General features: G+C 65.3%; 18 protein-coding genes and 1 other RNA gene. 2 read left to right on the top strand and 17 right to left on the bottom strand.

Annotation, left to right across the window (positions count from 1 at the left end):
* The 3 genes from dnaX to ubiD all read right to left on the bottom strand — a co-directional run.
* Positions 1 to 1,201 (bottom strand): DNA polymerase III subunit gamma/tau (gene dnaX, locus AC07VI_RS23435; protein WP_494808825.1); only part of this gene is annotated, 1,201 nt, incomplete at its 3' end.
* Between the two features lie 239 nt (positions 1,202 to 1,440).
* Positions 1,441 to 1,539: signal recognition particle sRNA small type (ffs, locus tag AC07VI_RS23440), an RNA gene on the bottom strand.
* Between the two features lie 81 nt (positions 1,540 to 1,620).
* The gene (gene ubiD, locus AC07VI_RS23445; protein WP_086146056.1) at positions 1,621 to 3,105 is read right to left on the bottom strand and encodes a 4-hydroxy-3-polyprenylbenzoate decarboxylase; all 1,485 of its coding nucleotides are present in this window, start codon (positions 3,103 to 3,105) and stop codon (positions 1,621 to 1,623) included.
* A gap of 478 nt (positions 3,106 to 3,583) precedes the next feature.
* Between ubiD and AC07VI_RS23450 the strand changes: the two genes are divergently transcribed.
* Positions 3,584 to 4,501: a lytic transglycosylase domain-containing protein gene (locus AC07VI_RS23450; RefSeq protein ID WP_172404761.1), complete on the top strand. Its 918-nt coding sequence runs from the start codon at positions 3,584 to 3,586 to the stop codon at positions 4,499 to 4,501.
* A 121-nt stretch (positions 4,502 to 4,622) separates the two neighbouring features.
* Here AC07VI_RS23450 and nusB read toward each other — a convergent pair whose 3' ends face one another.
* From nusB to ribBA, 3 genes are all read right to left on the bottom strand, one after another.
* The gene (nusB, locus tag AC07VI_RS23455; RefSeq protein ID WP_086146058.1) at positions 4,623 to 5,093 is read right to left on the bottom strand and encodes a transcription antitermination factor NusB; all 471 of its coding nucleotides are present in this window, start codon (positions 5,091 to 5,093) and stop codon (positions 4,623 to 4,625) included.
* 202 nt (positions 5,094 to 5,295) lie between these two features.
* On the bottom strand, positions 5,296 to 5,778 hold the full coding sequence (gene ribH / locus AC07VI_RS23460; protein WP_070219579.1) for a 6,7-dimethyl-8-ribityllumazine synthase: 483 nt from the start codon (positions 5,776 to 5,778) through the stop codon (positions 5,296 to 5,298).
* Positions 5,779 to 5,897: 119 nt separating this feature from the next.
* Positions 5,898 to 7,016: a bifunctional 3,4-dihydroxy-2-butanone-4-phosphate synthase/GTP cyclohydrolase II gene (gene ribBA, locus AC07VI_RS23465; protein WP_492993074.1), complete on the bottom strand. Its 1,119-nt coding sequence runs from the start codon at positions 7,014 to 7,016 to the stop codon at positions 5,898 to 5,900.
* Between the two features lie 460 nt (positions 7,017 to 7,476).
* On the opposite strand from ribBA, the gene AC07VI_RS23470 reads away from it, so the two are divergent.
* Entirely contained in the window at positions 7,477 to 7,902 is a 426-nt protein-coding gene (locus AC07VI_RS23470) for an OsmC family protein (protein WP_086146060.1), read from the top strand.
* On the opposite strand, the gene AC07VI_RS23475 is transcribed toward AC07VI_RS23470, so the two are convergent.
* From AC07VI_RS23475 to glyA, 11 genes are all read right to left on the bottom strand, one after another.
* The gene (locus tag AC07VI_RS23475) at positions 7,899 to 9,296 is read right to left on the bottom strand and encodes a hypothetical protein (RefSeq protein ID WP_492993072.1); all 1,398 of its coding nucleotides are present in this window, start codon (positions 9,294 to 9,296) and stop codon (positions 7,899 to 7,901) included. The genes AC07VI_RS23470 and AC07VI_RS23475 overlap by 4 nt on opposite strands.
* Positions 9,297 to 9,393: 97 nt before the next feature.
* The gene (locus AC07VI_RS23480) at positions 9,394 to 10,029 is read right to left on the bottom strand and encodes a riboflavin synthase (protein ID WP_086146062.1); all 636 of its coding nucleotides are present in this window, start codon (positions 10,027 to 10,029) and stop codon (positions 9,394 to 9,396) included.
* A 28-nt stretch (positions 10,030 to 10,057) separates the two neighbouring features.
* Entirely contained in the window at positions 10,058 to 11,158 is a 1,101-nt protein-coding gene (gene ribD / locus AC07VI_RS23485; protein WP_086146063.1) for a bifunctional diaminohydroxyphosphoribosylaminopyrimidine deaminase/5-amino-6-(5-phosphoribosylamino)uracil reductase RibD, read from the bottom strand.
* 35 nt (positions 11,159 to 11,193) lie between these two features.
* Positions 11,194 to 11,763, bottom strand: a complete 570-nt coding sequence (locus AC07VI_RS23490; RefSeq protein WP_226936202.1) for a GspH/FimT family protein — start codon at positions 11,761 to 11,763, stop codon at positions 11,194 to 11,196.
* A gap of 163 nt (positions 11,764 to 11,926) precedes the next feature.
* The gene (locus AC07VI_RS23495) at positions 11,927 to 12,418 is read right to left on the bottom strand and encodes a type IV pilin protein (RefSeq protein ID WP_086146064.1); all 492 of its coding nucleotides are present in this window, start codon (positions 12,416 to 12,418) and stop codon (positions 11,927 to 11,929) included.
* Positions 12,419 to 12,533: 115 nt separating this feature from the next.
* The gene (locus AC07VI_RS23500) at positions 12,534 to 16,445 is read right to left on the bottom strand and encodes a pilus assembly protein (protein WP_492993069.1); all 3,912 of its coding nucleotides are present in this window, start codon (positions 16,443 to 16,445) and stop codon (positions 12,534 to 12,536) included.
* Positions 16,442 to 17,065: a pilus assembly PilX family protein gene (locus AC07VI_RS23505; RefSeq protein ID WP_492993067.1), complete on the bottom strand. Its 624-nt coding sequence runs from the start codon at positions 17,063 to 17,065 to the stop codon at positions 16,442 to 16,444. The genes AC07VI_RS23500 and AC07VI_RS23505 overlap by 4 nt, the downstream gene beginning before the upstream one ends.
* Positions 17,066 to 17,077: 12 nt before the next feature.
* Complete coding sequence (locus AC07VI_RS23510) at positions 17,078 to 18,055, bottom strand: PilW family protein (RefSeq protein WP_086146067.1); 978 nt, start codon at positions 18,053 to 18,055, stop codon at positions 17,078 to 17,080.
* On the bottom strand, positions 18,052 to 18,630 hold the full coding sequence (pilV, locus tag AC07VI_RS23515) for a type IV pilus modification protein PilV (RefSeq protein ID WP_086146068.1): 579 nt from the start codon (positions 18,628 to 18,630) through the stop codon (positions 18,052 to 18,054). The genes AC07VI_RS23510 and pilV overlap by 4 nt, the downstream gene beginning before the upstream one ends.
* 282 nt (positions 18,631 to 18,912) lie before the next feature.
* Positions 18,913 to 19,377, bottom strand: a complete 465-nt coding sequence (gene nrdR, locus AC07VI_RS23520; RefSeq protein WP_086146069.1) for a transcriptional regulator NrdR — start codon at positions 19,375 to 19,377, stop codon at positions 18,913 to 18,915.
* 294 nt (positions 19,378 to 19,671) lie between these two features.
* Positions 19,672 to 20,919 (bottom strand): serine hydroxymethyltransferase, encoded by a 1,248-nt coding sequence (gene glyA / locus AC07VI_RS23525; protein WP_086146070.1) that lies wholly within the window; start codon positions 20,917 to 20,919, stop codon positions 19,672 to 19,674.
* Positions 20,920 to 21,012 lie beyond the last annotated feature (93 nt).

Genomic DNA, 21,012 nt, shown 5'->3' on the forward strand with positions numbered 1-21,012 from the left:
GTGCGGACGCGCCAGCGGCGGCGCGCGCGGCGGCGACAGCGGCGGGACGGTTGCCAGGGGCTGCCGCCGGTGCCGCAGCCGGCACGCCGTCGGCGCCGCCTATGCCGGGCCGAAAGGCCAGCATGCGCAGCAAGGTCATGGTAAAGCCCGCGTATTCGTCGGGCGCCAGGCCCAGCTCATTGCGGCCATGCACGGCGATCTGGTAAAACAGCTGCACTTCTTCCGCGTCGAACGCGCCAGCCAGGCGCACGATGTCCGCGTATTCGGGCAAATCCTGCGGCAAGGCGGCCGGCACGGTTTGCGCCAGCGCAATGCGGTGCAGCAAGGTGCCCAGATCCTGCAGGGCGCCGTTGTACGACAGGCTGCGCGAGGCCATTTCGTCGGCCACGGCCAGCAAATCCGCGCCATCCTGCTGCGCCAGCGCGTCGAGCAGGCGCACCAGGTACGACTGGTCGAGCGCGCCCAGCATGCCTTGCACGGCATCGAGCGTCACTGCGCCGGCCGCGTAGGCGATGGCCTGGTCCGTCAGCGACAGCGCATCGCGCATGGAACCGTGGGCGCCCTGGGCCAGCAGGCGCAAGGCCGGCTGTTCGAAGGCGATGCCTTCCTGCCCCAGGATATTGTCCAGGTGGCTGATGATGTGGCCGGGCGGCATCTGCTTGAGGTTGAACTGCAGGCAGCGCGACAGCACGGTCACGGGTATCTTTTGCGGGTCCGTCGTGGCCAGGATGAACTTGACGTGCTCGGGCGGCTCTTCCAGGGTTTTCAGCATGGAATTGAACGCGTGGTTCGTCAGCATGTGCACCTCATCGATCATATAGACCTTGAAGCGGGCATTGCTTGGCGCATACACGGCTTGTTCCAGCAGCTGCGCCATTTCATCGACGCCGCGGTTCGACGCCGCGTCCATCTCTATATAGTCGACAAAGCGTCCCGCGTCGATCGCCGTGCACGCTTCGCACTGGCCGCACGGCTGGGCCGTGATGCCGCCCGTGCCGTCGGGGCCGATGCAATTGAGCGACTTGGCCAGGATGCGCGACAGGGTCGTCTTGCCGACGCCGCGCGTGCCCGTGAACAGATAGGCGTGATGCAATCGGCCGCTGTGCAAGGCATGCGTGAGCGCGCGCACGACGTGCTCCTGGCCGACGAGCGTCTCGAAATTCTTGGGGCGGTATTTACGGGCGAGGACTTGATAGGACATGCTGAGATTTTACCATGCGATTTTGCGGGTGATCCTGCGCGGCGGGCGCAAGCCTCATGGCCGGGCCAGGCAAACCTGGCAAACGCGGCAAAGCAGCAATTGTATAACATGGCCAGCTGGAAATATGGAAAACACGGCAAGCCCGGCAATGCTGCGGGATCGCAGAAAAATGGGGCCGCAAAAGCAAAAAAGCTGCCCATGGCAGCTTGATTGTTGATCCTGATTAAAACTTTCCCGAAGGAGGCGAGCCTGATCTGCGGCACTCATGGTTAATAGCCGTGGCTGCTTCGTTCCCGACCTGACCAGGTTAGCCATGCCACGATGCGCAGGGGCCCGCCGGGGACAATTATAACCGGTCTGCAGGGAATGGGGAAGTTGGCGCGCAAACCGCCCCGCCCCGCAGGCAACTAACTGATACCTTACAAGCCCAGCTCCTGCCAGATGCCATCCACTTTCGCCTTCACTTCCGGCGTCATGGCGATCGTCGTGCCCCACTCGCGCGTCGTTTCGCCCGGCCATTTATTCGTCGCGTCGATGCCCATCTTGCTGCCCAGGCCGCTGACGGGCGAGGCGAAGTCCAGGTAGTCGATGGGCGTGTTGTCGACCAGGGTGGTGTCACGGATGGGGTCGACCCGCGTCGTGATGGCCCAGATGACTTCCTTCCAGTCGCGGATGTTCACGTCTTCGTCGACGACGACGATGAACTTGGTATACATGAACTGGCGCAAAAAGCTCCACACGCCGAACATCACGCGCTTGGCGTGGCCCGCGTACTGTTTCTTGATCTGCACCACGGCCATGCGGTAGCTGCAGCCTTCGGGCGGCAGATAGAAGTCCGTGATTTCGCTGAACTGCTTTTGCAGCAGCGGCACGAACACTTCGTTCAGGGCCAGGCCCAGCACGGCCGGCTCGTCCGGCGGCTTGCCCGTGTACGTGGAGTGATAGATCGGGTCGCGGCGCATGGTGATGCGGTCGATCGTAAACACGGGAAAACTGTCCTGCTCATTATAGTAGCCCGTGTGGTCGCCATACGGCCCTTCCAGCGCATGTTCATAGCCGCTCGGATGATTTTCATCGGGGTAGATATGGCCTTCGAGCACGATTTCGGCCGAGGCGGGCACGCGCAGCTCGCTGCCGATGGCTTTTACCAGCTCCGTGCGGCTGCCGCGCAGCAGGCCGGCGAACTGGTATTCGGACAGGCTGTCCGGCACCGGCGTGACGGCCCCTAATATAGTAGCGGGATCGGCGCCGAGGGCCACGGCGATCGGATACGGCTTGCCCTTGCTTTGAATGGCATGTTCGCGGAAGTCCAGCGCCCCGCCCCGGTGCGCCAGCCAGCGCATGATGACCTTGTTGCGTCCCAGCACCTGCTGGCGGTAGATGCCGAGGTTTTGCCGCTTCTTGTTCGGGCCCTTGGTAATCACCAGGCCCCAGGTGATCAGGGGGGCGACGTCGCCGGGCCAGCAATGCTGGATGGGCAGGCGCGCCAGGTCGACGTCATTGCCTTCCCAGACGATTTCCTGGCACTTGGCGCCGCGCAGCTCCTTCGGCGACATATCCCACACGGATTTCACCAAGGAACCCAGGCCCAGCAAATCCTTGAAGTCCTTCGGCGGCTCCGGCTCCTTCAGGCGCGCCAGCACATGGCCGATCTTGCGCAGCTCGCTGACGTCTTCCGCCCCCATGCCCAGCGCCACGCGGCGCGTGGTGCCGAACAGGTTGCCCAGCACCGGCATCTTGTGTCCCGTCGGATTGTTGAACAGCAAGGCCGGTCCGCCCGCGCGCAAGGTGCGGTCGCACACTTCCGTCATCTCCAAAATCGGTGAAATGGGGGTCGAAATGGGCTTAAGTTCACCCATTTGTTGCAGTTGAGAAATAAAATCTCGCAAATCTGAATATTTCATGTGTTTTTAATTTTTTTTGACGTCGGACGCCGTTGCTGAAGGATCTATGCCAAGTAATTGATTTTATTGGCTTTTGGCACAATGCAAGACAAAAAGTAAGACATAAAAGTAATAAAGAAACGATTCGTTAGTATTGACTTGATATAAAACGGCTTCTACAATTCGCCCAACTTGAAAGAGCACGCCGGCCCAGAGCTTGATTTTAGCGTTTCTCTTTCATTCACGGAGTCGGGGCTCCACATGACATTTTAAGGAGTGTTTTCAAAAGGCGTCTGCCTTACCCCCGGTAAAAGTTGTATTGCGACTGATCCAATACCAGCATGGGACCGATCAGCTCAGGCAAGCAATGACGGCGTTTCTCGCACGCATCCATACGCGGCGGAAACGATGATATTTCTGATGCACGGCATTGGCAGTACCCACAACACCGCGAGACCGCGGAGGGGCTGCCTGTTGACGCGACATTTCGGGGAACTCTATGACTCATCGTAGCACTGAAGCAGCATTGCCTGCTTCAACCGTGGCTGGCCAGCCAGCGTTGGCGCGTTTGCGCGCCCGCGCACAAGCCATCTCGGCGCGTGGCGTATTGACCACGGCACAACACACACTGACAGTCTTCGGCATTTCCGCCCTGGCGCTGATCGCCCTGCTGATGTTCCGCCCCGACCTGGGCAAGCAACTGACGCACAGCCTGTTCCCGCTGCCGATGGCAGAGGCGCAAGCCGTTGAAGCGCCGGCCCTGTCGGCACTGATGGAAGCGCCTGCATCCGTGCAAACGGCCGCCGCCAGCGACGCACCGCTGACCAAGGAAGAAAAAGCCTTGCTGGGCACGCAAAAGCAGCAGCAATGGGTCACCAACTGGCTCTCCAAGCGCTACCGCGTGGCCAACGACGCCACCAATATGCTCGTTTCGACGGCTTACCTGACGGCCCGTGAAATCAAGCTGGACCCGCTGCTGATCCTGGCCGTGATGGCCATCGAATCGGGCTTGAACCCGTTCGCGGAAAGCCCGGTCGGCGCACAAGGCTTGATGCAGGTCATGTCAAAAGTACACCATGAGCGCTTCCAGGAAATGGGCGGCGTGCAAGCGGCGCTGAACCCGGTGGCCAACATCCGCGTCGGCTCCCTGATCCTGAAAGACTACGTCACGCGCGGCGGTTCCGTCGAAGCGGGCTTGAAAACCTATGTGGGCGCCGCCAACTTCGCCACCGACTCGGGCTACGGCTCGCGCGTGCTGGCCGAATACCGCCGCCTGAAGCAGGTGTCGGCCGGCCAGCGCGTGCCGACCACGACACCGGTGATGGCATCGAACACGCCGGCGCCAGCCAAGGCGCCTGCGGCGGAAAGCGGCATCACGATCAAAGTGCTGCCCCACAACGAGATCGCCGGCCTGTGACCCTTTAAAAGCCCTCACAGGGGCATCCAAAAAGCAGCACCCAAAGAAAAAGCCACCGCACGCAAGTGCCGGTGGCTTTTTTGTTGCCCTGCGGCAGCAGCCGCAGGAACTCCGCTATATATTACTTGCGCTTGTTGGCGCCCACTTCTTCCTCGCGGAATTTCACTGCCAGCTTGTCGAGTACGCCGTTCACATACTTGTGGCCGTCGATGCCGCCAAACGACTTGGCCAGCTCGACCGCTTCGTTGATGACGACGCGGTAGGGGATTTCCACGTTGTTCTTCAGCTCGAAGGCGCCGATCAGCAGGATGCCGTGTTCGATGGGCGACAGTTCCGCGATATTGCGGTCGATCAAGGATGCCATGCTGTCGCGCAGCGCCAGCGAGTCCTTGATGGCGCCGTACAGCAGCACCGTGAAATGATCGCCATCGGCCTTGTCGAAGCCGTGGGCCGCGCGAATATTGTTCACGACGGTGGTCGCATCCTCATTGTTCAGCAGCCACTGGTACAAGCCCTGCAGCGCGAACTCGCGCGCGCGGTGACGCGGCGTGCGGTTTTTGCTGGGGTTGGCGAGCAAATTTTTCTCAGTCATGATTGTTACCTGTTCTTAAGTACGTGTTCACTACAAATTCCGGCGAGACAGCACGGCGCGCTTTTCAACGCGCCGCAGCCAACCGCGTGTCAGAACGTTCGAGAAAATGCTCAGAGCAAGGCGCGAGCCCGAAGACAGTACGAATGTACGGCGAGGGCTTGCAACGCAGCTATGGGCGTTTTATCGGACGTTCACTACACGGCTAGTCCTCCTCGGATTCTTGCAACTCTTCCAGCGCTTGCGCCAGATTAGCCATTTCCACTGCCACGCGTGCCGCTTCCGCCCCCTTGACCAGCATGCGCACTTCCGCCTGCTCGTCGTTTTCCGTCGTCAACACTGCGTTGGCGATGGGGATGCCGTAATCGAGACCGACGCGCGTGATGCCCGCGCCCGATTCGTTCGATACCAGCTCGAAGTGGTAGGTTTCACCGCGAATCACGGCGCCCAGTGCGATCAGGGCGTCGAATTGCTCGGTTTCCGCCATTTTTTGCAGAATCAGTGGGATTTCCAGGGCGCCCGGCACGGTCACGTGCAGGATATCTTCATCGGCCACGCCCAGCTTGCTCAACTCTTCCAGGCATGCCGACAGCAAGCCACCGCCGACGATTTCATTGAATCGTGCCTGGACGATACCGACGCGCAAACCTTCGCCGGCAAAATTGGTTTCATAGGTTCCTACGGTCATCATATGCCTCTTTAATCTGGTGGTTCAGGACGACATGCACATGCCGCCATCATTAACTCTTACATTGACGCCTGACAAAATCGTAGCGAGCGGCAAATCGCGACGCGCAGTAGATTTGGTCAGGCGTCCTGGCCTGGATGGCACTGAAAACCCGTCACTTCCAGGTCGAAACCGACCATCGACGGCATCTTGCGGGGGCTGGCCAGCAATTGCATCTTGCTCACGCCCAGGTCGCGCAGGATTTGCGCGCCGATGCCGTAGCTGCGCAGGTCCATGCTGGCGGCGCGGCCTTTCGGCTTGGCTTGCGGCGTGTCAAGCGCGGCGAACTGGGCAAACAGCTCGCTCGACGTTTCGCCGCAGTTCAGCAAGACCATCACACCCCGCTCGGCCTGTTTGATGGCGGCCATCGAGGCGGCTACCGTCCACGAGTGGGTGGTCGCTTCGCTTTCCAGCACGTCCAGCAGGGAAACGGGCTGGTGCACGCGCACCAGCGCTTCCAGGCCGGGCGCCAGGTCGCCATGCACGAGGGCCAGATGGGCCGACGCGCTGGGCTTGTCGCGGAAGGCGATCAGGCGGAATTCGCCGTGCGCCGTGTGCAGGGTGCGCTCCGCAACGCGCTCGACCAGGGACTCCGTCTGGCTGCGGTAATGGATCAGGTCGGCAATCGTGCCGATTTTCAGGCCGTGCTGCTCGGCAAACACCAGCAAGTCCGGCAGGCGCGCCATGGTGCCGTCGTCCTTCATGATTTCGCAAATCACGGACGCGGGCGTCAGGCCGGCCATGGCCGTCAGGTCGCAACCGGCTTCCGTATGGCCTGCGCGCATCAGCACGCCGCCCTTTTGCGCTTTCAGCGGGAAGATATGGCCAGGCTGGACGATATCGCTGGGCTGCGTGCCCTTGGCCACGGCCACCTGGATGGTCTTGGCGCGGTCGGCGGCGGAAATGCCCGTCGTCACGCCTTCGGCCGCTTCGATGGACACGGTAAAGTTGGTGCCATAGGCGGTGCCATTACGCGACGTCATCATCGACAGGTTCAGCTCGTCGCAACGTTCTTCCGTCAGGGTCAGGCAGACCAGGCCACGCGCATGCGTGATCATGAAATTGATGGCTTCCGGCGTCACGAAATCGGCGGCAAGCACCAGATCGCCTTCATTTTCCCGGTCTACTTCATCGACCAGTATCACCATGCGGCCGGCGCGCAATTCAGCGACGATCTCTTCGGTGCTGGATATAGACATTATTCATCCTCGTAGGACGCCTGCCAAAACCTGCCGCGCGTCGGCACAGGCAAACTGCGATGCTCACCGTACCTTCGTACGGCTGCGCTTCTCAGCCACCTCTCCCTTGCGCTCGCGACGGTTTTGCCAGACGTTGTTAGTGAAACTAAAAACTGAAACAACATCAAGTGCGAATATCCTCAGATTTCCGGGAATTTTCTTATAACCTGCTATTTTAAAGGATTTAGCGCTTGCAGGCCTGAAATAAGACAGCTTCGCGGCACGGATGCCGCAGCTTGTCCCGCAAAGCACCCATTCCCTGATCCAGCGCACACGGCGGCGGCGAGACGCGCGCCGCCGGCCTTGCAAAGAGCATAAGATTATCGGGTCAGCACATGGATTTATCCCTTCGCGCCCCGCGGCTGGCGCCGCAGCCGGCGCTTTCGTATGTTTCGCATCATCCCGACACAGGAGCGGCAATATGAAAACCAATGGATCGGCCATCTGGTCAGGCGGCATCAAGGACGGCAAGGGCGCCATCAGCACGCGCAGCGGCGCCTTGCACGAATATCCCTACGGCTTTGCCAGCCGCTTCGAAGGCAAGCCCGGCACCAATCCCGAGGAACTGATCGGCGCCGCCCACGCGGGCTGCTTCACCATGGCCCTGTCGCTGATCCTCGGCGAAGCGGGCCTGACGGCGGAAAAGATGGAGACGACGGCCGAAGTCACGCTCGATAAAGTGGACGACGGCTTTGCCATCACGGCCGTCCACCTGATCCTGAAAGCAAAGATACCGGGCGCCGGCCAGGCAAAATTCGAGGAATTGACGGCCAAGGCCAAGGCCGGCTGCCCCGTGTCGAAGTTACTTAAAGCCAACATTACCCTGGACGCCACCCTGCTGCCCTAGATTTTATCCACGGGCTTGACCGGTTCCACGGGGGCGACGGGCGCCACCAGCGGCAACCTTGAGTCGCTGGCCGGCAATGGCCGGTGCATCAGGCCGGGATTCAGGGCCGCATTGTTCAGGTTGTAGGCGGCGATGGCGGCCGCCACGGACGGGTCTTGCGACGAGGGGGGCGGCACGGCCATGCCCGCATGTTGCGCGGCCAGCGCTTGCGCCTGCGCATTTTGCAGGTCCAGCTGCTCCTGCGCCGTCGCCAGGCCCGCATCGGCTTGCCCCAGTGCCGCGCGCGCCAGCGACTGGGCCCGCTCGCCGGCCGCCTGGGCCGCCATGTGCGCGTCGCTGGCGGCCAGCTGGCCCCGCACCGCATCGTCCGCCGCCGCTTGCGCCTGCTGTTGCAAGCCCTGCTGCTGCACTTGCCCCTGGCGCAACTCGTCCACGCGTGCCGCTTCCTGCTGCTGCGCCTGCTGATCGGAATTGATGCGTTCGCTGCCCAGGCGTTCGGCGTCAAGGCGCTGGGCATCCACGCGCTGGCTGTCCGTGCGCTGTGCCTGCAGCAAATCCTGCTGGTCGGCGGCGGTGGCCTGGGCCTGCGGCCGCAGTTCCTGCAAGTCCAGGTTCAGCTCTTCCGCTTCCAGCTGCTGCTGCAGTTCCAGTTGTCGCTGTGCAATAGCGGCCGTTTGCGGCGGCGTCCCGCCGGCGGCCTGCGGCTGCGCGGCGCTGGATGGGGCTGCCGTGCCCGTCAAATCCGCGTCGACGGCAGCGGCCACCGGCGCCCCCTGCCGCTGGGCCAGCACGGCGCCCACTTGCGCCAGCACGTCCGTTCCCTGTCGCATGGCATCCAGGGTGGCATGGCTGTCGGCCGCATACGCGGCCTGCAAAGTTGCTGAATTGACATCCGCATTGCGCAGGTCGATGCCGATGCGGGCCAGGCCCGCCTGCGTGAGCAGGCTGCCGTCCTGCGCCAGCGCGGCGGCCGCATCGGTCGTGCCGTCGCCCGACAGCAAATCGTAGCGCTGCGCCAGGCTGCCCGGCGCGTCGCCGGCCGTCGCCAGCTGGCTGGCGTCGATGCCGCTCGTTTGCAGCTGGGCAAACGATTCCGTCAGCTGCCGCGCCAGCGCCAGCAAGTCCTCATTGACATTGACGGGGGTAGTCGCCGCCCTGGCTTCGTCCGTGGCGCCCTGCAAGGCCAGCAATTGCCGGCGCGACAAGGCCACGCCGGAGAGGAACTGCCCTAGCGGGGAAATGTCGACCTGGGTCGAAGACAGGGCGGCGAGGGCCGCCGCTGCACCGGAAGGCACGGGCAGCGCCGACGCCGGCGGCGCCAGCGGCGCCGTTGCGCCCACGCGGGGCGTGGCCGGTATGGTATTGGGCACGGTTGCGCGCGAAATCGGGTCCATGACTGGCCTCCACTGCGGAAAGCTTCATAGTATGCGCGTCTGCAGGAAAAGCAACACACGCCTGGCCAGGCGAAGCATGTGTTGCGCTGTTCTTATATCAGGCGGCGGCCTTGTCCAGCGACAGCATGCGCTCGACATAGCGGGCGATCAAATCGATTTCCAGGTTGACCTTGCCACCGACCGTCAAATGTTTCAGGGTCGTCATGGCGATGGTGTGGGGAATCAGATTGATCGAGAAGCGGCAGCCGTCGACGGCGCCCGCGCCCAGGTCTTCCACGCGGTTGACGGTCAGCGATACGCCATTGACGACGACGGAACCCTTGAAGGCCAGGTATTTCGCCAGTTCGCGCGGCGCTTCGATCACCAGTTCCCACGATTCGCCCACGGCTTCGAACTTGCGCACGACGCCCAGGCCGTCGACGTGGCCGGACACCAGGTGGCCGCCCAGGCGCTCGGCCAGGGTCAGGGCTTTTTCCAGGTTCACTTCCGTCGGCGTATCGAGGCCCACGGTGCAATTGAGGCTTTCGCGCGAGACATCGACGGCAAAACCCGTGTCCGACTTTGCCACCACCGTCATGCAGGCGCCATTGATGGCGATGGAGTCGCCCAGGGCCACGTCGGCCAGCGGCAAGCCGCCCGCGTGGATGGTCAGGCGCACGCCTGCGTCGAGGCCGCCTTCGAGTGCTTGCACGGTTTCAATCTTGCCGATGGCGGCAACAATTCCTGTAAACATGAACTAACCCTATAAAAGTATAAAAGTATTAATTGCGCTGGGCGAATCTTGCAAGGATACGCAAATCTTCGCCCACTTGCTGAACCTGGTGAAATTGCAAGGTCCGCTGCTGTTTAATATCCGTCAATGCCGGCAAGGCAAACATCCCTTGCGCGTCGCCCAGCAAGGTGGGCGCCAGGTAGACCAGCAGCTCGTCGACGCAGCCTTCGCGGATCAGCGAGCCGTTCAGTTTGGCGCCCGCCTCGACGTGGACTTCATTGATTTGCCGGCGTCCCAGCTCCAGCATCAGCGCGGCCAGGTCGACCTTGCCTGCCGCGTTCGGCAGCAGGATGACTTCCGCGCCCAGCGCCTGCAGCTGCGCCTCTTTCTCCGGGTTGGCCACGGCCGCCACGACCCACGTGCCGCCGCCCTGCAAGATGCGCGCGTCAAGGCGGATGTCGAGCCGGCTGTCGACGACGATGCGGCGCGGCTGGCGCGGCGTTTCGACGGCGCGCACGTTCAATTGCGGGTCGTCCGCCTTGACCGTGCCGATGCCCGTCAGGATGGCGCAGGCGCGCGCGCGCCACGCGTGGCCGTCGGCGCGCGCCTGCGGTCCCGTGATCCACTGGCTCTGGCCATTGTGCAAGGCCGTCATGCCGTCCAGGCTGGCCGCCGTCTTCATGCGCACCCACGGCTTGCCGCGTTGCATGCGTGAAAAGAAACCGATATTCATTTCATATGCTTCGTCCGCCAGCACGCCCGTGGTGACGGCGATGCCGGCCGCTTCCAGCTTGGCCAGTCCCTGTCCGGCCACCAGCGGGTTCGGGTCCGTCATGGCGGCCACGACGCGCCCCAGCCCAGAGCGCACGAGCGCATCGGAACACGGTGGCGTGCGGCCATGGTGGTTACACGGCTCCAGCGTGACATAGGCGGTGGCGCCGCGCACGTCGTTGCCGCGCGCCGCCGCATTGGCCAGCGCTTGCACCTCGGCATGATCCTGCCCTGCCGCCTGTGTCACGCCCGCGCCGATCACCTGGCCATCCCGGACGATCACGCAGCCGATGCGGGGATTGGGCGAGGTCGTGTACAAACCGCGCGCCGCCCATTCCAGCGCCAGGCGCATGCCATCGATATCGTTGAGTATTTCCACGGGCTTCTTTGCTAGTGAGTGATAAATGAATCGGGTTACGAACTGTCGGCCACGCCGCTGCAATTGACCGCTTGCTGCTGCGGGTCGCACACGCGCACCCGGCCCAGCATGTTGATTTTAATATGGCGCACCTGCTTTCCCAAAGCCAGCGACAAGGTTCCCCAGCGCGCCGCCAGGCTGTTGGCCGCGCTGCAACTGCGTCCTGCGCCATTGTAGGCGATATAAAACGGCGCCGTGGCCGACGAAAACGCGAACTGGGCCGTGATGCCCGCCGGCAACGGCCCCTGGCGGAACAGCAATTCGTCGCCATCGTCGAACACCAGGTTGGTATTGCTGTCGATAAACACCAGCCAGCCCGTGCGCCAGTCCGTGCCACCGTCCCCGGCCGGCATCAGCAGCACGCGCCGGCCGCGCGCCATCGCCTGCGCCCGCGTCAATTCGATGGCCGAAAACAAGTCCGTGGCCGCCGCGCGCACCTGCTGGCGCGCCAGCAGCTGCTGCAAGCTGGGCAGGGCCGCGGCCGCCAGCAGCGCGGCAATCGCCAGCACGGCCAGCAATTCCAGCAAGGTGTATCCCGCCCGGGGCGGCTGCTTGCGCGTGGCCATGGCCTAAGTAATCCTCATGAAATTATTGTGAATTTATGACGAACAGAACCGGATGCTACGCAAGGCGCCCGCTGCGACGCAGTGCGAGCACTGCTAGCAGCGGGCAACGCCGCAGAGGGCCGGTTATGGAAGTCAGAAATCACAATAATTTATTGGGGGTTACTTAGCGCCAGCAATGGCTGGCCGGGCCGCTGCTGCCGCGCCGGCCGGTGCTGCTCAAGGACAATATGCCGCAATCGGGATCATGGAACTGGCCATCGACCTTGGGCGTGCCCGGCATGGCGCGCAACAGCACGCATTGCCCTATCGTCATGCCGGGACAGGCCAGCGCCTCGATTTCATACGCGCTGCCGGCAGCCGGGCCTTCGCCCGACCACCATGGAAACTGCTGCGCCTGGGGCGCCGGCGACGCCGAGGAAAACGCCAGATAGCGGTTGTTTTGCGAGTAATAGCGCTCCTGCTGCTGCATCAGCCGCAGCAGGGATGCCTGCCCCTGCACCCGCTTGGCGCGCACGACATGGCCGTGATAAGCGGGCACGGCCAGCGCCAGCAGCAGGCCCATGATCGCCAGCGCGGCCAGCAGTTCGATCAGGCTGAAGCCCGCGATGCCGCCGCCGTTCGCTGCGGACCGTGCCCGCCTTGCCACTGCGTCCATATGCGCCCTCCTTTCAACAACGCCGGCCGAAGCGATGCGCCGGCCCTCGCCGCGAGGTTCATTCCGGCGTCCGCCTTGGGGCGGGCGACTATCGCTGCGCCGGCCTTGCCAGGATCTACTTTTTCTTGGCCGCTTCGTGCAATTCGCGCCAGTTCGCCACTTCGCGCCAGCTCAGGCGCCCCGCCGGCAGCGGCGCGCTGACGACCTTGAGCGCCGCCCCGCTGGCCGCGCCGGGCAAGCCCGGTTGCAGCACGGCCAGTTCCTTGCGCCCCTCGGCCCGCCCTGTCGCCGTGACGGCGCCCACGGTGCTGTTCAGTTCCAGCGCCAGCGGCGGCGCGCGCGCCAGTCCGTCGAACAAGCGTCCCGTCTGCTCGCCCGCCTGCACGAGGCCCGCGCCATCGGCGGCAAAGCCGCTCAGCACATCGAGCACGTACAGGCGCGTGGCGGGCCTGGCGCAGGGATCGCGCCCGGGCAGGACGGTATTGAACATCACCTTGCCGGCGGCCAGCAAGGCACTGTTGACGCTGCGCTCGCCCGCCTGCGCCGTGTCGAGGAAATCGAGATACCAGCCGCGCCCGGCGCCGCTGCCCGTGTAACGCAGCTCGGCGCCGTCGACGCGCATGCCGCCCGCCGCCTCGCCCAGGCTGCGGGCGACCAGGTCGGCGCGGCTGCGCGTGGGAGAGCCTTCCCGCAAATCATCGTGCACGGCGTAAAACGACTGCGACAGAAAAGCGGCAGGCCAGGTGTCGCCCGCTTCGACCAGCTTGCCCGTGCCGAACAGCAGCAAATAGCCGCCATCGGGGGCGTACGCCACTTTCAGCTGCTGCGTCACGGGCTGGCGCCGTCCCTGCGCATCGCGCGCGACAAAGACCAGCTTGCGCCCGTGGCCCCCCGCCCACGGCGGCCCGCCGGCCATGTCGAGACGCCAGATATTGCCCTGCATATCGCCCGCATAGATATGGGCCAGCGCGCCGTCGGCGCCCGGCACCACGGCGGGCGGCCCCGGCGCGTGGGCCACGGCGCCCGCGTCCGCCCCCGCATTTCCAGCGGCACCACTGTCGTGGCCGCCATCGCCGCTGGCCACGGGCACCTTGAGGCGGAAGTAATTACTCCCTGACACCCACGGCGTGCCGGGCGCCTTGTCCAGCGCCAGCAGGAAGATGGCGGCCGCCGCTGCGGGCGCCGTCGTCCCCTTGCCGTCGTCCACCTGGTTGTTGTAGCCGCTGGCGACGACGGCGAAGTCGCGGTAGGCCGCCGCCCCCTCCTTGCCGCCCATATTGATGCGGGCAAAGACGGGCGGTGCGCGCACATTGCCCATGAGCTTGTCGTCGCGGTCCGTAAATTCCCACAGCGCCCCGTCCTGCGCGAAGCGGGCCGGGGCGCTGATATCGAGCGCAAACACGCCCTGCGCCCCGCCGCCCATGCCCGACACCAGCACCGTCTTCCAGCGGCCCGCCGCCAGCACTTCCGCCGTGGCCGCCGCGCCATCGAGCAGCGGGCCGGGGCTGTAGTGAGTACTCGCAGCCGCTGCCGCCGGGTGCAGCAGCGCCCGTGGCAGATAGGCAAACAATTCGCCGCCCGTGCGCGCATCGAAGGCGTGCAGCAAGCCGTCGTTGGCGCCCACATACAGCATTTTGCGGCGCTGCAGCAGCGCCTGGCGGTGCGCGCCATAGCCGGCGCCCGCCATGCCCAGCCCCGGCGCGCCCACGTACACGAGATTGCCGTACGGTGCCGCCCCCAGGCTGCCAGCCCGGCGCCGCAGGAAGCCGCCGGGCTGGCCCGCTTCGTGCGTGCGCTGGCCCAGCAGATACGCCAGACGCGCTTCGCCCTGCCCCGCCTGGCCATCGCCGCCGTCGAACGCGCCGCGCTGCTCCGCGTCCAGCCGGTCCCAGGCCAGCGGCATCAGGGCGCCCTGGGCGTCGAGCGTGTAGACGGGGCGCATGGGCGTGGATGCGCCATCCTGCCCGCCCGCGCGCCACCATGGTTTGCCGGGCAGCAATGCGCCATCGGCGCCCACGGCAAACGCGGTGCGCGTCAAGGTCATGCTGCCGTCGTCCAGGCGCATCTGCGTCTGGAACCAGTATGCGTCTTCCGCGCCGCCGGCCAGTGCCATCAGGGCCGGCCCGGCCAGCGTCGCCGCCTGCGTCCCCTTGTCGGCGGAAACAAAGGCCGCGCGCAGTCCCGCGATCAGGGCGGCCGGATCGCTGCCCGGCAGGTAATGGCCAGGCAGGCGGCCGTCCGCGCTCCACTCTTCCAGCGCGCCGCCCGCCAGGCTCTTGAACGGGTTGGCGTCGCCGTTCGCATCGAGAAAGCCGCCGTATTTGGCCGCCAGCAGCAAGGGCGTCGAGGCGGGCGCGCCGGCAGCGTCGCCCTGGCGCAAGTCGCCCGCATAGTGCCCGACCTTTGCCTGGCCGTCGTTCTTGCCGCCGGGACGCAGCGCCTGCACATGCGACCAGTAAGCCAGGCCCGCCGCATGGTAGCTGGCGCCGCCCGGCCCGTCGGCCAGCAGCTCCAGCGCCGCCAGGTCCGGGCGTGGCGCGGGATTGCCCTGCGCCGCGCCGCTTTCCAGGCTGCCCACCGCATGCGTCCAGGCCATCGCGTCGAACGGCGGCGGCGCAAAACCGTCCGCCGCGCGCGCCCTGTCGCCTGGAGAGGCGGGAGCCGCCGGGACATTGCCGGGCACGTAACGGTCGGCCGCCATGCCCGCATCGCCGAGGCTGACGACGATATGGCGCTGGCAGCTGGCCGTCTGCGGGTCGGACCAGGGACTCACGACCGGCAAACCCTCGTCGACGGCAGGCGGGGCCGTGGCAGGAGGCACCGCGGCGCTCGCTTGCCGCCCCTGCAGATAGCGCAGCGATTCGTACAGCAATTCGGCCAGCGGCGCGGCCCTCGCGTAGGCGCCCGGATGCCCCGCGTTGCTGCGGCCCAGGCCATTGATGTAAGCGGTCACCCCGCCGCCGGGCCCCGCGCCCTGGGCCCCGGCCGGAGATGCATACACGCCGGTGGCGGGATTCCACTCGGCCGCGGGATTGTCTTGCGGCAGAAAATCGGGCGCCGCCCAGCGCTGCCTGCCCACGTGGGCCAGCGGCGCGCGCAACACGCCGCCATACACGGGGCCGGCACTGGCGGGCAGGCCGTTCAGGAGGCCAAACACGCCCACGCGCACCCGGCCGCCATGGCGCTGCACGGCCCCCACGGGCTTGTAGTTCTTGCCATACGCCAGGCACAGGTCGTCGCGCAGCGGCCCTTCTACCGCATCGCACACGCGCACGCGCGCGAGAAACACGCCGTGCGTGGCCGCAACGCCAGGCGCGTCGCAGCTGGCGCCCGATGGCTGGCTGAGGCTGGCGTCGCCGAACAGCAGGCGGTTGCGGCAGGAAACGATGGCCAGTTGCGCCAGCGCAAACGGCGTGGCCGCCGCCACGCCAGCCTGCAGGACCTTGCGTGGAAAGAAATCGGGGTGGGCAAAGAAGTCGAGCGGGCCGGCCGCGTCCGGCAGGTAGGCGCGCTGCAGCACCGTCTTGCGCACTTCGTCGATGACGCGGTCGCCGCCCGTCAGCGCATAGCGGACGATGTCGAGCATGCTGGCGCTGGCCCAGTTGAGAAAATTGCCGCTGAAACTATCGCCGCCGCAGCCGTGCAGCGCATCGGCCCGCTTCAGCACGGAGAAGTAAGCGGTCGCTACGCGCAAGTCCGGCAACAGGACGCCATCCTTGCTGCGGTACGGATAGCTGTAGCACATGCGTGCATCGAAGTAACCTGGGTACGCGCGCTGCGGCGCATAGTCGCCGCCATGCGCCGCAGCGGCCGCCGCATGCGTGAGGGACAGGTTGAGCAGCAGATTCGGCGGCACTCTGGCGCCGTGCAGGCCGGCGTCGGCACGCGCCAGTTCCACCGCGGGGACGGCGGCGGGGGCGCCACAGCACGCCATGGCAGCCAGGCCGGCCGCCAGCAACCAGGCGCGGCCGGCGCGCCGCCAGGCAGAGTACCAGGCGGAGTACAGGACGGAGGACACAGGCGTCATGGCCCCGCTCCGGCCGCCTGCTTGCGGTAATAAGTTTGCAGCACGACTTGCGTGCTGTCCTGCGCGCCAAAACCGATGGCCGTGATGCGGTAGACATAACTTGCCGTGGCCAGGCCGCCGGCCGCCTCCGCGCCGGGCGGGTGGAACGGCAGCAGTTCGATCAGGTAGCGGGGCCGGCGCGACGGCAGGAAACCCTGTCCCGTCTGCATGACGGCGCCCGTAAACTGCCCATACGGCACCGCTCGGCCGCTCCCTTCGGCGCCATCGAGGTCGGCACTTAGCCAGAGGGCCGGCCCGTCCCGGGGCGCGGGCAGGCACAGGCCCAGTGCGCCTCCCTCGCCGCAGCCGTCCGCGAACCCGGCCGCACTGCCAGGCGCGAAGAGGCTGCTGCGGCCCGGCGCGCCGGGCAAGCCTTCGATATCGTTCTGCGCATCCACCAATGCCTCCTCCGCCGCCTGAAACGCGAACTGCCGGTCGCGCTCGCCCCGCGCCGCCTTTTCGCCCTGCAAGGCCATCTGCGCCGCCGATATGCCCAGCAGCAAGATGATCACCAGCAAACACAGCACATACACGAGGGTGGCGCCACGATGGCGCGCACGCGGCAAGCTGCAGCGCGCCATCGTGCCGCCCGCCTAGACCGGCCCGTTGCGCAGCATGATGCTCGCCTGCACCACTTGCCGCGGTCGGGAACGCGTTGCGGCGGGCAACGATGCGCGCATGATGCGCACGCCCGCGTCGCCGGCGCCGTGCGCCTCGGCATACGCCTTGCCGAACAGGTCGAACTGCGCCGGCCCCAGTTCCGTCATCTTGTCCGCCTGGCCCGCCTCGCCATGCAGCAACAGCGCCACGCGCACGCTGGCCACGCGCTTCCAGTGCGTGCGCCGGTGCAGATCGCGCTGGCGCGCAGCCGCATCCGCGCCCGCCAGCAGCAGCGCCGCATCGCAGGCGTCGAGCGCGCCGGCGTTGACATAGCGGTTCGCCACGCCATCGGGCGGCGTGTCCGTGTCGAGGCCATACAGCACCTGGAAACTGTCGACGCCGCGGATGACGGCGTCCGCGCCCCAGCCGTTTGCGCCCCGGTACTTGCAGCGCAGCTCGCCTACGCCATCGGCGCCCTGGGCCACATAGAAAATGCTCCAGCCCCGCTGCGCCTGCGTTTGCGCGGCGCCCACGCCGAAACCGGCGCAATTGAGCACGGAACCGTCGCCGCCCTCTTCCTTGCCGGCGCCGTAATAGCGCAGGGCCAGCACGTCGCTGCCGTGCAGGGCGTCGGGCAAGGCCTCGCTGATGCCTTCGCTGTTCTTGCCCAGGCTGCGCGCGTCGAGTCCGGCGAGATTGGCGCTGTCGTAATCGGCATGGGCGACGGGCGCGGCGCTGCTGTCCCAGTTGACATATGCCGTCTGGCGCACGGCGCGGGCGATGGTGTCAAGTGCATAGCGGCCGTTGTCGTCCAGGCGCGCGCTGGCGGACTGGTCGCCATAGCTGCCGCTGGCGGCCAGCAGCACGGCACTGGCCGCCAGCATCAGCATGGCGCCCAGCGCCAGGGCCACCAGTAATTCGACGAGGCCCATGCCGCGATGCCGGCGCCGCTGGACGCACACGGCGTTCATGCGCCGCCTCCGCCCAGCTGGAACGCCAGCCTGGGCAGCGACTCGCCTGCGCCGTTCACGGCGGGCTGGCCGTCGGGCAGGCGGGCGCGCCAGCCCAGCTTGATGACGACGGGCGCGCCCTGGCCGCCGCTGCACGCCCAATGCAAGCCCTCGGCGGCGGCGTCCCACGCGGCAAGGTCGCGGCAGATGCGCAGGCGGGCGCCGGGCAAGGCCGATTGCAGTTGCTGTTTCCACTCGGCGATATCGAATTGCGCCAGTTCGGCCGCGCCGCAGGCGCCGTAGCAGTCGGGCGCGCCGCCTGCCGCCCCGGCGCCGTCCGCCGCCGCATACTCCACGTTCAGGTAGGGATTGCCCGCATCGGGGCCTTGCATGAGCAGGCTGTTCGCGCGCATGCGTTCGGCCATGCCGGCGGCCAGCTGCACGCCCGCCGACAACAGCGCCGATTCATGGCGCGCGCGCAGGGAACTGAGCTGCAAAATGCTGGCACCCAGCAGGCCCAGCGCCAACAACAGCAGCGCCACCAGCACCTCGACGAGGCTGCTGCCATCCATGGAACCGCGCGCGACGCCGTGCATGAGCTTCTCCTGCTGCCGGAATGAAACCAGGACTGGAGCCGCACGGACGCACGGCCCAGCTCCACGATAGGCGCGCGCCAGAATTCAGGCATGAGGCAGCGCAAACGTCGCGGCGAAAAGGAGAAAGTCAGCTAGAAACCGGGACATAAACGCGTGTGGATTGATCAGGCCGCTTGCCAGGCCAGCGTTGGCATGGTGGGGACGGCACGCTGCGCCGGCCCCGTCCACGCCATGCGATGGCGCCAGCGCGCCGGGGATGGCGCAAGGGATGCCGGCACTGCGTCAGGGCTTGCCGCGCGCCTGCCCCACTTCGGCAATCGCATCCTGGAACTCGGCCAGGTCTTCGAAATTCTTGTAGACGGAAGCGAAACGGATGTAGGCGATCTTGTCGAGGCGCTTGAGTTCCTGCATGACAAGTTCGCCGATATAGCCGGAATCGACTTCGCGCAAGCCGCTGGTAAGCAGCTTTTCCTGGATGGACGCGATGGCCGTATCCACCGAGGCGGCCGCGACGGGACGCTTGCGCAAGGCCAGCATCAAACTGCCGCGCAACTTATCCGCAGCGAACTCCGTCCGGCTGCCATTCTTTTTGACGACGGCCGGCATGATAAGTTCAATGCGCTCGTAGGTGGTGAAGCGCTTGTCGCATTTGCCGCAGCGGCGGCGGCGCCGTATGGCATCCCCTTCCTCCGATACGCGCGTATCGAGAACCTGGGTGTCGCCATGCTGGCAAAATGGACATTTCATGGGCTGGCTACAACTTTATAGTAATAATTACGGGAAATCACCGCCCTTAAATGAAAAGGCGCCCGAATCACTCCGGGCGCCCTTGGGCACGACTGGAATGTGTCAGACAGAATCTTACTCCGTATGACACATTCTGGACAAATAATTAGAGACGATTCCGGTAAGGAGCGTCTGCAGCAGATTGCTCATCGGTCGCGAGGCGGACGCATGGCGAGCCATGCTACGACGAGCAACGCAGTACCCGCTTCCGAGGGCCTGTCTGCTGCGGCTGTATTCCTTTACCGGAACAGGCCCTTAAGCTGCGTAGACCGGATGCGCGTCGGCCAGCACTTTCACGGCCGCTTTCACGCGCTCGATGGTGGCGGCGTCATGTGGATTGTCCAGCACGTCGGCGATCAGGTTGCCCACTTCTTCCGCTTGCGCTTCCTTGAAACCGCGCGTCGTCATCGCCGGGCTGCCCAGGCGGATGCCCGAGGTAACGAAAGGTTTTTGCGGGTCGTTCGGGATGCCGTTCTTGTTGCAGGTGATGTGCGCGGAACCGAGGATGGCTTCGGCTTCCTTGCCCGTCAGGTTCTTGGCGCGCAGGTCGACCAGCATGACGTGCGATTCGGTGCCGCCGGAAACGATGCGCAGGCCGCGCTTGATCAGGGTTTTCGCCAGCACGTCGGCGTTCTTGATCACTTGCTTCTGGTATTCGACGAATTCAGGGCTCAGCGCTTCCTTGAAGGCAACGGCCTTGCCGGCGATCACGTGCATCAGCGGGCCGCCCTGGATGCCGGGGAAGATGGCCGAGTTGATGGCTTTTTCGTGCTCGGCCTTCATCAGGATGATGCCGCCGCGCGGGCCGCGCAACGATTTATGCGTGGTCGAGGTGACGAAGTCGGCGAACGGCACTGGGTTCGGGTACAGGCCGGCGGCGATCAGGCCGGCGTAGTGGGCCATGTCGACCATGAAGTAGGCGCCCACTTCCTTGGCGATCTTGCTGAAACGCTCGAAGTCGATCTTTTTCGAGAAGGCCGACGCGCCGGCGATGATCAGCTTCGGCTTGCGCTCGCGGGCCAGGCGTTCCATCGCCTCGTAGTCGATGTCTTCTTCCGCCGTCAGGCCGTAGGAGACGACGTCGAACCATTTGCCGGACATGTTCAGCGGCATGCCGTGGGTCAGGTGGCCGCCTTCGGCCAGCGACATGCCCATGATCAGGTCGCCCGGTTTCAGCATGGCAAAGAACACGCCCTGGTTCGCCTGCGAGCCGGAATTCGGCTGCACGTTCGCGCATTCGGCGCCGAACAGCTGCTTGACGCGGTCGATGGCCAGCTGCTCGGCCACGTCGACGTATTCGCAGCCGCCGTAGTAGCGCTTGCCTGGATAGCCTTCGGCATACTTGTTGGTCAGCTGCGAGCCTTGCGCTTCCATTACGGCTGGCGACGTGTAGTTTTCCGACGCGATCAACTCGATGTGATCGTGCTGGCGCACGTTTTCTTTTTGAATGACGGCGAACAATTCAGGATCGACGTTGGCGAGGTTGTGATCTTTTGCAAACATGTAAAAACTCCAAGTATGAGGGTTCTTGTACTGGCAGGTTGGATCGAATGAGGGGAGCCGGCGTTAATTGAATAACAACACTGGACAGGCAGC

The sequence above is a fragment of the Janthinobacterium sp. GW821-FHT03A03 genome, from assembly GCF_059421435.1.